Source organism: Mucilaginibacter sp. SJ (genome assembly GCF_028993635.1).
Taxonomy (GTDB): Bacteria; Bacteroidota; Bacteroidia; order Sphingobacteriales; family Sphingobacteriaceae; genus Mucilaginibacter.
Genome location: NZ_CP118631.1, coordinates 883,158 through 897,334 on the forward strand (window position 1 = coordinate 883,158; position 14,177 = coordinate 897,334).

The window sequence follows — 14,177 nt, forward strand, 5'->3', positions numbered from 1 at the left end:
TTGGCATTAAACAAACCTTTCAATAGAGGACCAAGGCTTCCTTTTAAGAAAAAAGAAGCCGAACATAACATAAACCAATTCATTAGGGCTCAGGAAGTTCGCCTTGTAGGTGACAACGTTGAGCAGGGAGTTTACTCATTAAGAGATGCCCTTGCAATAGCGCAGGAGCAGGAACTGGATTTGGTTGAAATATCTCCTAACGCCGTACCGCCGGTTTGTAAAGTAACGGACTATAACAAGTTCATTTACGAACAAAAGAAAAAGCTTAAAGAGATAAAAAGCAATGCCAAGCAAACGGTTATTAAGGAGATCCGTTTCGGACCGAATACTGATGACCATGACTTTGAGTTTAAATTAAAGCATGCCATTAAGTTTTTGGAATCTGGCGAAAAGGTAAGGGCTTACGTACACTTTAAAGGTCGTGCCATTGTTTACAAAGAACAAGGCGAGATCTTACTACTTCGTTTTGCCCAGGCATTGGAAGAAGTAGGCAAAGTGGAGCAGTTGCCAAAGCTTGAAGGAAAAAGGATGTTTTTAACCCTTGCACCTAAGGCAGCTAAAAAGTAATTAAATAACCTCGGTCTCAGGATCGGGGTTTGAAAATAAAACGTTGAGAAACGTTAATATCTAACACAAATAAATAGAGTTATGCCAAAAATGAAAACCAATTCCAGTGCTAAAAAGCGCTTCAAGCTTACTGGAACAGGTAAAATCGCAAGAAAAAACGCATACAAAAGCCACATCTTAACCAAGATGTCGACAAAACGTAAGCGTGCCCTTGGTCAAACCAGCTTAGTATCTGATGCCGACATGGGTAACGTAAAACGTATGCTTTGTATCGGAAAGTAATTCACAAATTTTAAAACCAGGTATTAGAGTTTTAAGTTCGGCACACGAGATGCAGGCACTCACTACCAAAAAACACACAAGATGCCACGTTCAGTTAACGCAGTAGCGTCGAGAAGACGCAGGAAAAGGATCATGAACCTCGCCAAAGGTTATTGGGGTTCACGTAGCAAGGTATACACTATTGCAAAAAACACAGTTGAAAAAGGTTTACAATATGCCTACCGCGACCGTAAAACCAAAAAGAGAGAATTCAGGGCTTTATGGATCCAACGTATCAACGCTGGTGCCCGTCAGCACGGAATTTCTTACTCTCAGTTAATGGGTAAATTAGCCGCTAAAGAAATCGGTTTAAACCGTAAAGTATTAGCTGACTTAGCTATGAACAACCCAGATGCTTTCAAAGCAGTTGTTGATGCAGTAAAATAATATCGCATTATAAATGCATGAAAAAGGCCGCAATTTGCGGCCTTTTTTGTTTTATTTGTTTGAGTGGCTATTTTTATGGTATGACTTCAAACAAGGAGGGGCAGCCTGCCTTATCTAATTTATTGCGCAGCAATTATTATAACTCCTTAAACGGATTTCGAGGCATTTCAATTATCATTGTTATATTTTATCACCTTCAATTATCTGATAATTATTTTTATATCACCATATTTAACGGAGGGTTAGGCGTAAACATTTTCTTTGTCATCAGTGGCTTTTTAATCACAAGCCTATGCCTAAAAGAAAAGGAAGCCACCGGTGGCCTATCGTTAAAAAGGTTTTATATAAGGCGCTTTTTAAGGATATTTCCCCTGGCCTATTTATATATCGGGGTGGTGTTTTTATTAAACCATTTCTACAGTTTAAACATTTCCTGGATTCAATTTTTTGCATCTGCATTATATCTAATGAATTTTAGCTATTTCCGCAGCCATGATTTCACTTATTACTTCAGTCATTATTGGTCTTTATCGGTTGAAGAACAATTTTATCTCCTTTTTCCTTTTATTTTAAAAATCAACAGAACTGCATTTTATTATATCATTATCAGCATTGTATTCGCATTGCCGCTATTGTGTACAGTGCAACAGTTTGTTCCGGTTTTGAATCGTGGCATTATTTACGGTTTTACTCACTATTTTATAAAGTTTCAATCAATTGGTGTCGGCTGTTTTTTTGCGTTGATGGCGTCCAAAGAAACTTTGAATGTAATTTGGCTCAAACAAACAAAGGCAGCCGGCAATATTTTGGCTATAATATTGATGTTTGGATTGCGCTTTGACGAATTTTATACCTTAAAATCACTGTACGTAAACCTGGCGATTTCAGTAATTACCGGCTATTTAATTTTAAGCAATATCATACCCGCAAACGATTGGATTTTTAAGGTGTTAAACAATAAATTTCTATCATTTATTGGTATTCTATCTTATGGTATATACATATGGCAACAGTTATTTACCGGCCGGGATAGTAAAATGCTATTAAGCATATTTCCTAACAATGTATTGGGTTTGATTACTGTCCCTTTATTATCGTATTATCTTTATGAACGGCGTTTTCTAAAACTCAAATCAAAATTCACCCATAAATGATGCTATTGTTGTAAGATATAAAGGCGCTCGCATTACCTGAGCGCCCTTGGATAAAGGTGTTATTTTTTTATTTGACGACAATTACTTCAACAAACTCATCCGGATCGTTATTGATATCCATATATTGTTTAAAGTTCTGAATATCCTTATCAACCATATTTTTGAATACCGGGTTTAGTATTTTGGCTATGCCTGCGCCTACACCGCCTGCCGGGGGCTGATAACTGATCACCACATCAACAATGGTACCCTGCCCGTCAACCGTATCCTGAAAACGAATTTTACCGGCATTGTTGATCATTGAATCAGACAGGGAGCTCCAGCCGATCACTTCATTAGGTTCGTCATGGACAATTTCGGCATGCCAGCTGATTGTAGCTACATTTTTGGGAAGCTTCAAAACCCAGTGTGAATATTTAGAGTCGATGACCTCCACACTTTCCAGGTGTTTCATAAAAAGGGGCAGGTTATCAAGCTTGCGCCAAAATTCATAAACCTTTTGCCGGGGTTTATTTACAATAAACGACGAACGAATATTTACATTTATGGGATTGGTGGATAGTTTACCAATACGTTTGTAAAGCTCACAATGCCCTGTGATGCCCCTGTTTAACAAATAGCCACCGGCACCTATTTTTACGATACTTGCAAACGGGTTTTTAAAAATATTTTTAAAACCTGAGAAACCGAGCTTCATACCACCTGCGATGGACGTAAAGCGTTCGGGCCAATTCAGGTTTATGCGGTCATCTCCATAAAGCACAGGGAAGTTGTCGGTATATTTTACTATTGTAGTTGCCATAGGTTTTTAAATAGTTATCGTTTTTAAAACACCTTTAGGGCTACTAAGTTTTCCAGAAGTGAATTTTATTGCTTTTTGCTATAAGTAAATTTAAATTTAGTTAAATGGGGCAGGTGTTTTTTAGGGCGCTTGAGTTCATATTGGTATATCACCTGGCCAAGGTTTTTCAGGAAAGGCAGGCATACCGTTGTGTACTCGTATTTATTATCGTTCAGTATCCCATCTTCATTTGATTGCACGACGGCACTGAGCATGAACTCAACATTGTTTTTAAAATCTACGATATATGCATTATCAATATCATAACCATAACTATCACCAACTTTATTAAAGATCCTGATGTCAGGGTTAATAACTGCTGTACTGTCTCCGCCATAGAACAAAAACTTGCAATAAGCCGGGAAATATTCGGGGCGGCGATAGGTGGGTTTGGTGTTTTCGGTGGGGAAGGTACTCATATAACGGTAAATGAAGCGATAGTCATCTATCGTTAAATTAAAGCGTTGCTTTTTAGGGAAAGTTTCAGGAAACAACAACCTTTTAAGCACCATTTGCTGATCGGCGAGAGAGTAAACATTCTTTTCAGAAAAGTCAAGAGGCTTGTTAACCAACCGTTCGCTGCTATCTAAATAAGCTTTACCCTGCAGCATGTTTTCCAGGTGCATGGGATAATTTGACGCATCATATAGCGCCGGTTTCTGATAAATTAGCTTATTATCATTGTAAAAATCAATAGGGTTGGTGTGCTTTGTGCTTTCGCCTGCATCACCTATGGCTAACCTGCCCACAATACGGGTATTGTTAAGATGATACTTCTTTAGCTTTTGATTGATCTCTGCACGGCCGACAAATTCATAGAGCCGGTTATATGCATCATTATCGCTTACCAGCAAGATCTTTTTAATATAATTTTCGATGCTCGCCAAACCCGTTGAGGATGATGTATCTATTTTAACTTTAGTCTGGCCGGCAAATGCACTGTCGGTAATCATGACCGATTTGCTGCTTAAGCCTTTTATTTTTAACTCGTTAAGTTTCTCAAGCGCAAAAATGGCCGTCGGAAGCTTTACAGTGCTCGCCGGGTAAAAATAATGATGCGCATTAAGATGATAGCTGTATGAAGTAAAGTGCGGAACATTGTCTTTATCCCTGTCGATCCGGGTATATAGGATCTGTATTTCGTTTTGTGCAGGATGGTTCAAAATGCCTGAAAATAGTTCGGGATGGCTATATAGTAAACCTTTCAGAAAAACGGTATCGGGTTGCTGGGCAAAACTGCCAAACGAGCTCATGATCAGCAATAAAATACAGAAACATTTCATCGTGATAAATATAGCTAATGTAATTTGAGGTTAACGGATACTTATTGTATTTTTGCGGCGCTTTAGGTTTCATTATTTGTTTAATGAATTAAAAGGGAATACGGTGTAAATCCGTAACTGTCCCGCAGCTGTAAGCTCCGTAACCGTTGCCAAATCTATATAGCCACTTTCTGTAAACAGGAGGGAAGGCCAGGCAAAATGGGGAGCAAGTCAGAAGACCTGCCAAGGCGTTATATGTTATTCATAGCTTTCGGGGATTGAAGCTTGGATGTGAATGCTCTTCGTTTGGCGTGTTTTCATTTTATTCATTTCCGTGTATGCTATTAAGGCTGCATTATTATTTTATACATATCAATCATACATGGAAAAAAAGTACACTAAAATTACTTTGGGATTCGGTTTGTTAGCTATTGGTTTATCTACCTCAGCAGCATATGCACAGGATACCACACGCACACTTAATACGGTAGTAGTAACTGCAAGCCGTTCGCCTAAAAAACTGTCAGACATCGGCCGCGTTGTTACCATCATTTCTGCCGATGAGATCAATAAATCGCAGGGTAAATCATTACCTCAATTATTAAATACGGTTGCCGGGATAACTTTTTCAGGTGCAAATAATGCCCCCGGTATCAGCACATCGGTTTTCCTGCGCGGAGCTTCATCTGGCAATACCCTTATCCTGGTTGATGGTTTTCCGGTAAACAATGCATCGGGCATTGATGGCAGCTATGACCTTAATGCTTTTTCGCTGGATCTGATAGATCATATCGAGATTTTGAAAGGAAGTGGTTCAACGCTTTATGGTTCTGATGCTGTAGCAGGCGTTATTAATATCATCACAAAAAATGCTAAACAACAGGGATTGACCGGTGGTTTGCAGTTAACAGGCGGCAGCTATAATACGTTTAAAGAGTCGGCCTCATTAATTGGACAGGTGAAAAATACAGGCATAGCCATTAACCTGTCAAATACCGATTCAAAAGGTTTTGCAGCAGCTACAGATACTACGGGCAAAGGCGGTTTTAAGAAAGATGGTTTTCACCAACGTTCTGCCAGTGTGAACCTGAGCCAAAATGTCTCATCTAAATTTATTCTTAATGGAAACCTGCAGGTAAGCCGCAATACTGGTGATCTGCCTTACGGTGCTTTTATAAACGACAATGATTACACTTATAAAAACACATTTTTATTTGGTGGCGTAGGTGCAAAATTGATTTTGCCAAAAGGTAACCTCAACGTGAACCTGTCGCAAAATACGGTTCAAAATGATTTCACCAACCTTCCCTCTGACAATGGCGGAACCCACCAGGTTACAAAAAATACAGGGCGTATAACCAATGCCGAAGCTGTGTTTAATTATGAACTGAATAAGTATTTGGACATTACCAGCGGTGCAGGTTTTAAATACAGCAATACAAGCCAGTATAGTCTGTATGAGTCAACAGCTTACCAGGCACCAGCAAGTATTATCAAAGCCGGTGATGCTGCTAATAACATATTCAGCGCATATACATCGTTATTCTTTAAGTACGATATCTTCCACATGGAACTGGGTGGCAGGTATAATAATCACAGCAAATACGGTGACAAGTTTACCTACACCATCAACCCATCATTATTCCTTGCCGATCAGTTTAAGATCTTTGGTACCATAGCTTCGGCCTTCAAATCACCTTCGCTATATCAGTTGTTTTCGCAATATGGTAATCCCAAATTAAACCCCGAAATCACCACATCATATGAAGCTGGTTTTGACTGGGAGATTGTTAAGAATACCCTTTCATTTAATACCCAGTTTTTCAAGCGCAATACCAAAGATGTTATCTATTTTAAAAACCTGTCTGGCCCTCCTTATAGTCAATATGCAAACGGGCAACAGCAAAAAGATAAAGGCTTTGAAACCGAATTAAAATATCACGATAATAAAATTCATGCATCTGCATATTACGCTTATGTAACAGGTAAACTAACCGACGAAGCCGGTACACAAACCGGCAACCTTTACCGCAGGCCTAAAAGTACCTTAGGTGCCAACATCAGTTATGATATTTTAAACGATTTTCAGGTTGGCGTTAACTACAAATATACAGGCAACCGTACAGATCTGGCTTTTATAAACTTTCAATCAACTCCAATTACATTGAAGCATTACAATCTGGTTGATTTGCATTTGGAATATAAAGCAACCAAAAGTTTAAATGTTTTTGGCGACCTAAACAACGTTTTGGATACTAAGTACGTAGATTGGTTAGGATATAACACCCGCGGTATCAACTTCATGCTTGGTGCCAGGTATCAATTTAAATAGCGTTTGCTTATTGTTCGGATTATTAAGTAATTTTACGCCATATATAAAATCATGACCGCAAAAGATAATACCAACCGCAACCTGTTTTTGATCCTGATGATCCTGGTTGCTGCCGCATTCAGGCTTTTAGCTTTTAAGTATAAAGAATTAAGTAATTTCAACCCGGTAGGTGCTATTGCATTATTTGGAGGTGCTTATTTTACATCAAAATGGAAGGGGTATGCTACGGTATTGCTTACACTGTTCACAACAGATATCGTGATTAATTATCTGTATACTTCAAAGTTAACTTTATGGTATAGCGGAGCAGAGTGGGTTTATTTATGCTTTGCCTTAATGGTACTTGTTGGCAATTTGCTTGAGAGGGTAAATGTTGTCAATGTGCTTTTAGGCTCAATCGCTACGGTTTTGATCCACTGGTTAATTACCGATCTGCCATGGTTATATGGTACAGCTTATCCGCATACGTTGGCTGGATATGGCGAATCATTGGTTAAGGCTATTCCGTTTGAGAAAAATATGGCATTGGGTACCCTGGTATTTAGTGCAATACTTTTTGGTGGTTTTGAGTTAGCTAAGAATAAGTACACTTTTTTGCAGGATAAAAAGCAATTGGCTTTATAAGATAAATGAACTTAAATTTAAAGCGGATTGTTGAAAGGCAGTCCGCTTTTTTTATGGCCTAATCAATTATCTACATAAAACAATATGAAAAATATAGTAATACTAACCGGCGCCGGGATCAGTGCCGAAAGCGGCTTAAAAACATTCAGGGACAGCGATGGGCTTTGGGAGGGGTACAATATTGAAGATGTAGCTACTCCGCAAGCCTGGGAATGGAACCCCGTTATGGTTCAACAATTTTATAACGAGCGCCGCAAATCTGTATTGGAGGCGACTCCTAATGCTGCCCATTATGCGCTTGCCGCGCTCGAAGAAAAATATAAAGTAACCATCATTACTCAAAATATTGACGACCTGCATGAACGGGCAGGTTCAACCAATGTGGTGCATTTACATGGCATTATCACCCGTTCACAATCAAGTATAAAGCCCGAGCTTACTTATCCGATTGAGGGCTGGGAGATTAAAATGGGCGAGCTCTGCGAATTAGGCTCACAATTGCGTGCTCATGTAGTGTGGTTTGGCGAGCCTGTGCCAATGATAGAACACGCAGCCGCGATATGCGTAGGGGCAGATATATTTATGCTTATAGGTTCATCTCTTGCTGTTTACCCGGCCGCAGGGCTTATCGGTTATGTTGACCGCGAGGTGCCAAAGTATATTATCGATCCTAATATTCCTTCGGTAAATGTTAAAGGGCCTGTAATTAAAGTCCAGGAAAAAGCTACAGTTGGCGTACCTACATTGGTGAATCAATTATTGAAAGATTAAATCACTAATTCGCCAACTCACTAAATCACTAATTAAATATGAAGTGCATCTTCAACTGGAGCGGCGGTAAAGACAGCGCGCTCGCCTTATACTATTGCCTGCAAAATCCGGATCTTGAAATTGTTTATCTCGTAACCACTATTAATGATGCGGCCGATAGGATCTCAATGCATGGCGTAAGGACTGAACTACTGATCAAACAGGCCGAAGCCATCGGCATTCCATTATATCAGATCCGCCTGCCCGAAATGTCTGGCATGAAGGAGTATGATGATATGATGCGCTACCATTTAACCCGCCTCAAAAACGAAGGCATAACCCATTCCATTTTTGGCGATATTTTTTTGGAGGATTTAAAAGATTATCGTGATGCACGGCTAAGTGAGATTGGTCTTAAAGGTATTTACCCCTTATGGAAAAGGGATACGACTGAACTCATCAATGAGTTTTTACATCTCGGTTTCGGAACAGTGATAGCCTGTACCCAGCAACGTTTGGAGCGGATTGTTGGTAAAGAGATCAGCAGAGAAGTGATTGACGCTTTACCTGATGATGTTGATGTATGCGGCGAGAACGGAGAGTTCCACACTTTCACTTTTAAAGGGCCGATTTTTGCTCACGAAATAAAATATAAAACCGGTGTGAAAATTTTCAAGGAATATGCAGCACCTAAAAATGCTGATGATTCATGTGTCTCCGCCGCAGACTCAACACCTTCCGGCTTTTGGTATTGCGACTTGTTACCACTTTAACCTTCTTTTTGTTTGGCTAAATGCTATTCCAAATTAAATTTTGCTTCTATATGCATAATCCTATATATCAATAAATTAACATAAAAATATATTAAGTTTTCATTTAGCTTAATGATAAGCTAAGAAGCATTACTACTCAAAAGGTGCCTAACTTGCCAAATTAAATTTTGTTTCGAATAGAGTAAATTCATAAACACCTAATTATCAGTATAATTATATAGATTAACTCAATAATTATACCTAAAATAGGCGTCTTTATAGTCAGTACGCATATCATTAAACCGGATTGCTACTTTCTTTAAAAACTCTTCGTCGAGTAACTCAAAAACGCTGTTAACGCCATCGGTTAAATCCATCTCGGGGATCTTATAACTTTGCTCAAGGGAGCCCTGCTCTATCTTTACAATAAATTTATTGTTCATATTGAGGATAGAGATTTTAAAATCCGGGTGCGGGAGTTCTGCAATAATTCTCATGTCTTTTTTATTTTATTAAACAAACCGTTAAGCGGGTCTTTACCATTAATGGTACCAAAGCTTGCAACTGGTTTAAACCGGGCGAAAAGCTCTTCGCTATACCAGCCTTCGCTTCTTGTCTTTTTTATTACTTCGGCATGTTCGGGGCTTTTATATGCAAAAGCTTTCACGTGTTCCAGGCTTTCCCAAACAGAAAATGTTGCCTGTCTGTATACAGGCGCTTCGCCGATGCCAAACGAATTGATATATCCCGGAGCGGATTTCATCATATCTGCCACCGCGTCGACATTAGCCCAAAAATTTTTTAACCTGCTAAGTTTGATGGTTGCACGCGTGAGTACAGCAACCGGGCCATTAACATCATTTACCTCCGGTTTGCCAAAAGGCTCTTTACTATCCCAGCTTCCATGGCTTTGTATTGGAGTACACAGTATTGTCCAGTTTTCAGCGCCTAATGTTTTCCACCACGAACTTACAAGCGATTTACCATAAAACTCATCGAAATCTTCCCGACTATCCCAGCAAGCCAATAAGCCCCATTGTTGCCAGTCGGGTTCAAGGTCAAAAGTTCCGTTTTTGCCAGAACCAAGAAGTTTATAAAAAGTGCATCCTTTTTGCATCAACAAGGGCAGGCGATGAATAGCCATAGCCAGCAGGGCAAAAGGAATAAACAGTTTGCGGTAGCGGATTATAGTGAGGCTAACAATCATGCAAATGCTAAATAAAAGATTAAATATGATATTTGCCTTATTTACTTTCAATACCACATCCTTACTTTTGTACCATGGCAGAGGATTTAACAATTACCGCATCAACCGATAAAATCGAACAGTATACCACGCTTATCCCGCAAATCGAGGCGTTACTTTATGGTGAGTCCGATTTAGTCGCCAATATGGCAAACGTCGCGGCGGCTTTAAAAGAGCAATTTAAGTGGTTTTGGGTAGGCTTTTACGTGGTTAAAGAAAATGAGCTGGTTTTAGGCCCGTTTCAGGGACCTGTCGCTTGTACCCGTATTGGTTTGGGCAAAGGCGTTTGCGGGGCGGCATGGCAGCAGGCTAAAACTTTGGTGGTGCCTGATGTTGATGCATTTCCCGGCCATATAGCCTGTAGCTCGCTTTCCCGGTCGGAGATTGTAGTTCCTGTATTTAAAGATAACGAAGTAGTAGCCGTGCTTGATGTAGACAGCGAGTTACTTGATCAGTTCAATGAAACAGATGCGCAATACCTTGACCAAATAGTAAAGCTTATTAATTTTTAATGAGCAGGATCTATTTGATTGCAGGCCTTGGTGCCGACACCCGTGTGTATAACAATATCAACCTCAATGACGAGCACGAGGTAATTACCGTAGATTGGATCGAGCCAGATTTAATCGATACTTTAATTATCTATGCCCAAAGTCTTATTTATCAATATGATATCAAGCCAAATTCGGTATTGATTGGCAATTCTTTAGGTGGGATAATTGTAGTTGAAATGTCTAAACTTATCCCCGTCGAAAAAGTCATCCTGATCTCCAGTATTAAAACCAGTGATGAGGCGCCACGGTATTTTAGCCTTTTTCGCGCCTTGCCTGTTTACAAGCTTATTCCGGGTAAGGTTTTTAATTCGATGGGTTTTATGATTAAACCTTTATTTGGACATATGAACCAGGAGGACGCATGGTTATTTAGCGATATGCTCAAAAAATCGTCGCCGGTATTTATGAAATGGGCCATGTATGCTATCCTGCACTGGAAAAACGATATTATTCCACCGAACCTCTACCATATTACCGGCGATAAAGACCTTGTGTTTAATTACAAAAGAATAAAAGATGCTACCATTGTTAAGGGCGGTACGCATATCATGATCTTTGACAAGGCAAAAGAGATCAATAAATTATTGAAGGGGATCCTGAAAAAATGAAAATACCTGAAAGTTATTACCTGGACAATGATGTTGTAAGTATCAGTAAAGATTTGTTGGGCAAGTATTTATTTACTTGTATTGATGGCGTAACTACAGGTGGGTATATTGTTGAAACAGAAGCTTATAATGGTGTTATAGATAAAGCTTCGCACGCTTTTGGCAATCGACTGACACCACGGACTAAAACCATGTTCATGCGGGGCGGCATTGCTTATGTTTACCTATGTTATGGCATTCATGAAATGTTCAATATCGTTACTTCTGTTGAAGGGCATCCACAGGCTATACTTATCAGGGCCATCCAACCTACTGAAGGGATTGAGGCTATGCAGGTGCGCCGCAATATGCCGGTGCTTAAGCCTAATATCACGGCAGGACCCGGTTCGGTAGCTAAGGCTTTAGGGATTTCGCGCAGGATCAATGCATTTAGTTTGCAGGGCGATGCTATTTGGCTCGAAGATCGTGGCTTAATCTTTCCGGATGAACAAATAAAAGCCGGCCCGCGAATAGGGGTGGCTTATGCTGCCGAAGATGCGTTGCTGCCCTATCGTTTCTATGTAAAAGGCAATATTTACGTAAGCAAGTCTAATAAATAAGCTTCCTATTTTGTAATATTGGCGAATGAACTATCAAAATGATCTGGCGTTTGCCCGGCAGCAGGATGAGCAGGATACATTAAAAAATTTCCGAAGTCGTTTTTTAATTCCTCAACACAACGGTGAAGATGCGGTTTATCTTTGCGGTAATTCGCTCGGCTTGCAGCCTGTATCGGCGCAGCAATATCTTGCAGATCAATTAGACACCTGGAAAAGCCTTGCTGTTGAAGGCTGGTTTCACGGAGATAACCCCTGGCTTGATTATCACAAATCAATTACCGGTTCAATTGCCGGCATTGTAGGCGCGCAAGAAAATGAAGTTGCCATAATGAATTCACTTACAGTAAATCTTCACTTATTGATGGTAAGTTTTTATAATCCAGATAATAAACGATTTAAAATTATTATGGAAGGAGGAGCTTTTCCTTCCGATCAATATGCAGTAGAAAGTCAGGTAAAGTTCCATCGGCTTGATCCTAAAGAGGCAATAATTGAGATTTTCCCCCGGAAAGGCGAGGTTACTTTACGAACTGAAGATATTATCCAAGTCATCGATCAAAACAAAAATGAACTTGCCTTAGTGCTGTTCGGCGGAATCAATTACTATACCGGACAGTTTTTTGATCTGAAAGCAATTACGGATGCGGCTCATGCAGCAGGTGCTTATGCAGGCTTTGATCTGGCTCATGCTGCGGGAAATGTCCCCTTGCAGTTGCACAATTGGGGAGCCGATTTCGCTTGCTGGTGTTCGTATAAATACATGAACTCCGGGCCGGGCGGCATAAGCGGCATTTTTGTACACGAAAAATACTTCACTGATAAGGAACTGAACAGGTTTGCCGGCTGGTGGGGCTATCGCTGCGACAAGCAGTTTCTGATGGCGCCGGGCTTCGATCCTGAGATGGGCGCAGCCGGCTGGCAGGTGAGCACAAGTCCAATATTGCTTCTCGCTTTGTTTAAAGCCTCTATGGTTATCTTTGATGACGCGGGCGAGTTAGATATCCTTCGAGAAAAAAGCATTCATTTAACGGGATATTTAGAGTTTTTGATTCAGGACATTAATAAACAGCAGGGCGAAGAGGTGTACAGGATTATTACGCCAGCTGATCCGGCTGCCCGCGGCTGCCAGCTTTCAATAGTTTGCAAACGAAATGCCAGGGCTATTTTCAACTATCTTGCACAAAACGGTGTTATAGGCGATTGGCGCGAACCTGATGTGATCCGCCTGAGCCCTGTGCCACTTTACAATACATTTGAGGATGTTTACAAAACATCCAGATTGATGGCTGATGCGCTAAAAGCTGTTTAAATTTTTCAGAGATATATGGTTTATTACAATCCCAAAGAATGGTTTTCATTCATCTTTAAAATAAATAAAGCCGAAACACTTCGCGAGCTGTTTCCGCTGATGCTTGCAGTAGGTGCATATGCCGGCGTGGTTACTTATTTTCTTATCGATTTTTGGCAGCTGCCCGATACAAGCATACTCAGGAAAGTAATTTTTATTCATCAAACTATCGGTTTTGTATTTTCATTACTGTTGGCCTTTCGTATCAATTCGGCTTATGACCGCTGGTGGGAGGGGCGTAAGATATGGGGAAGCCTGGTTAACAATAGCCGCAATCTTGCTATTAAACTAAAACACCTGATTAACGAAGATGAATTGGCTTTTTTTAACTATGCTATTCCCCGTTACGCGAGGGCTCTGAGAGATCATTTGCGGGATGAATATGTCCCGGAAGAGCAACCGTTTATCAGTGTTGATGCGCAAAAACATGTACCCAACCAGGTAGCTTCAGACATGATTAAAAACATTTACAGGTTAAATAAAGAAGGTGCTATCAACCCGGAGCAATTGTTTAGCATAACAGCTGAAATTACTTCTTTTACAGATATTTGCGGTGCATGTGAACGAATTAAGAAAACACCTATTCCGTTTTCGTACAATGTATTTATTAAGAAATTTATCTTTACCTACATCATGACCCTGCCGTTTACCTGGGCCTTTGATCTCAAATATTTTATTATCCCGATAATCTGCTTTGTACTTTTTGTTTTTGCGAGTATTGAGTTATTAGCCGAAGAAATCGAGGATCCGTTTGGTCGTGATGCCAATGATTTACCATTGGATAGCATTTGCGAAAACATCCAAAAACATGTAGGGGAGTTGATAGGATAGA

Annotated in this window: 17 protein-coding genes and 1 riboswitch; of the genes, 13 read left to right on the forward strand and 4 right to left on the reverse strand. The window is 40.1% G+C overall.

Translation table 11 applies throughout. From position 1 onward, the window contains the following. From infC to MusilaSJ_RS28055, 4 genes are all read left to right on the forward strand, one after another. A complete protein-coding gene (infC, locus tag MusilaSJ_RS03475) occupies nucleotides 1-567 on the forward strand; it encodes a translation initiation factor IF-3 (RefSeq protein ID WP_091207084.1) in 567 nt (188 codons plus the stop codon). Nucleotides 568-648: 81 nt separating this feature from the next. Next, nucleotides 649-849 (forward strand): 50S ribosomal protein L35, encoded by a 201-nt coding sequence (gene rpmI / locus MusilaSJ_RS03480; RefSeq protein ID WP_090525627.1) that lies wholly within the window; start codon nucleotides 649-651, stop codon nucleotides 847-849. Nucleotides 850-930: 81 nt separating this feature from the next. Beyond that, nucleotides 931-1,275, forward strand: a complete 345-nt coding sequence (gene rplT, locus MusilaSJ_RS03485) for a 50S ribosomal protein L20 (protein WP_022829871.1) — start codon at nucleotides 931-933, stop codon at nucleotides 1,273-1,275. Between the two features lie 80 nt (nucleotides 1,276-1,355). Then, on the forward strand, nucleotides 1,356-2,429 hold the full coding sequence (locus MusilaSJ_RS28055) for an acyltransferase family protein (protein WP_446725128.1): 1,074 nt from the start codon (nucleotides 1,356-1,358) through the stop codon (nucleotides 2,427-2,429). A 67-nt stretch (nucleotides 2,430-2,496) separates the two neighbouring features. On the opposite strand, the gene MusilaSJ_RS03490 is transcribed toward MusilaSJ_RS28055, so the two are convergent. Beyond that, a complete protein-coding gene (locus tag MusilaSJ_RS03490) occupies nucleotides 2,497-3,231 on the reverse strand; it encodes an SRPBCC family protein (protein WP_090525622.1) in 735 nt (244 codons plus the stop codon). A gap of 65 nt (nucleotides 3,232-3,296) precedes the next feature. Further along, nucleotides 3,297-4,553, reverse strand: coding sequence for a serine hydrolase (locus MusilaSJ_RS03495; protein ID WP_274988684.1), 1,257 nt, complete (start codon nucleotides 4,551-4,553; stop codon nucleotides 3,297-3,299). A gap of 46 nt (nucleotides 4,554-4,599) precedes the next feature. Then, nucleotides 4,600-4,794, forward strand: a riboswitch (cobalamin riboswitch). A gap of 120 nt (nucleotides 4,795-4,914) precedes the next feature. On the opposite strand from MusilaSJ_RS03495, the gene MusilaSJ_RS03500 reads away from it, so the two are divergent. From MusilaSJ_RS03500 to MusilaSJ_RS03515, 4 genes are all read left to right on the forward strand, one after another. Beyond that, on the forward strand, nucleotides 4,915-6,864 hold the full coding sequence (locus tag MusilaSJ_RS03500; RefSeq protein WP_274988685.1) for a TonB-dependent receptor plug domain-containing protein: 1,950 nt from the start codon (nucleotides 4,915-4,917) through the stop codon (nucleotides 6,862-6,864). 51 nt (nucleotides 6,865-6,915) lie between these two features. Next, a complete protein-coding gene (locus tag MusilaSJ_RS03505; RefSeq protein ID WP_274988686.1) occupies nucleotides 6,916-7,488 on the forward strand; it encodes a DUF6580 family putative transport protein in 573 nt (190 codons plus the stop codon). Nucleotides 7,489-7,572: 84 nt separating this feature from the next. After that, the gene (locus MusilaSJ_RS03510; RefSeq protein WP_274988687.1) at nucleotides 7,573-8,259 is read left to right on the forward strand and encodes an SIR2 family NAD-dependent protein deacylase; all 687 of its coding nucleotides are present in this window, start codon (nucleotides 7,573-7,575) and stop codon (nucleotides 8,257-8,259) included. A 38-nt stretch (nucleotides 8,260-8,297) separates the two neighbouring features. After that, on the forward strand, nucleotides 8,298-9,011 hold the full coding sequence (locus tag MusilaSJ_RS03515; protein WP_274988688.1) for a Dph6-related ATP pyrophosphatase: 714 nt from the start codon (nucleotides 8,298-8,300) through the stop codon (nucleotides 9,009-9,011). 227 nt (nucleotides 9,012-9,238) lie between these two features. Here the strand turns inward: MusilaSJ_RS03515 and MusilaSJ_RS03520 are convergent, their stop codons facing one another. Together MusilaSJ_RS03520 and MusilaSJ_RS03525 are read right to left on the reverse strand one after the other, a co-directional pair. Next, a complete protein-coding gene (locus MusilaSJ_RS03520; protein ID WP_274988689.1) occupies nucleotides 9,239-9,487 on the reverse strand; it encodes a hypothetical protein in 249 nt (82 codons plus the stop codon). Then, complete coding sequence (locus MusilaSJ_RS03525) at nucleotides 9,484-10,197, reverse strand: DUF3291 domain-containing protein (RefSeq protein WP_274988690.1); 714 nt, start codon at nucleotides 10,195-10,197, stop codon at nucleotides 9,484-9,486. Before MusilaSJ_RS03525 ends, MusilaSJ_RS03520 begins: the two co-directional genes overlap by 4 nt. 74 nt (nucleotides 10,198-10,271) lie before the next feature. Between MusilaSJ_RS03525 and MusilaSJ_RS03530 the strand changes: the two genes are divergently transcribed. From MusilaSJ_RS03530 to MusilaSJ_RS03550, 5 genes are read left to right on the forward strand one after another with little or no spacing between them, the layout of a single operon-like run. Further along, nucleotides 10,272-10,748 (forward strand): free L-methionine (R)-S-oxide reductase MsrC, encoded by a 477-nt coding sequence (locus MusilaSJ_RS03530; protein WP_274988691.1) that lies wholly within the window; start codon nucleotides 10,272-10,274, stop codon nucleotides 10,746-10,748. Then, entirely contained in the window at nucleotides 10,748-11,398 is a 651-nt protein-coding gene (locus MusilaSJ_RS03535; RefSeq protein WP_274988692.1) for an alpha/beta hydrolase, read from the forward strand. Before MusilaSJ_RS03530 ends, MusilaSJ_RS03535 begins: the two co-directional genes overlap by 1 nt. Further along, nucleotides 11,395-11,997, forward strand: coding sequence for a DNA-3-methyladenine glycosylase (locus MusilaSJ_RS03540; protein ID WP_274988693.1), 603 nt, complete (start codon nucleotides 11,395-11,397; stop codon nucleotides 11,995-11,997). The genes MusilaSJ_RS03535 and MusilaSJ_RS03540 overlap by 4 nt, the downstream gene beginning before the upstream one ends. A 25-nt stretch (nucleotides 11,998-12,022) precedes the next feature. Continuing rightward, nucleotides 12,023-13,306, forward strand: a complete 1,284-nt coding sequence (gene kynU, locus MusilaSJ_RS03545) for a kynureninase (protein ID WP_274988694.1) — start codon at nucleotides 12,023-12,025, stop codon at nucleotides 13,304-13,306. 15 nt (nucleotides 13,307-13,321) lie between these two features. Beyond that, nucleotides 13,322-14,176, forward strand: coding sequence for a bestrophin family protein (locus tag MusilaSJ_RS03550; RefSeq protein WP_274988695.1), 855 nt, complete (start codon nucleotides 13,322-13,324; stop codon nucleotides 14,174-14,176). Nucleotide 14,177 lies beyond the last annotated feature (1 nt).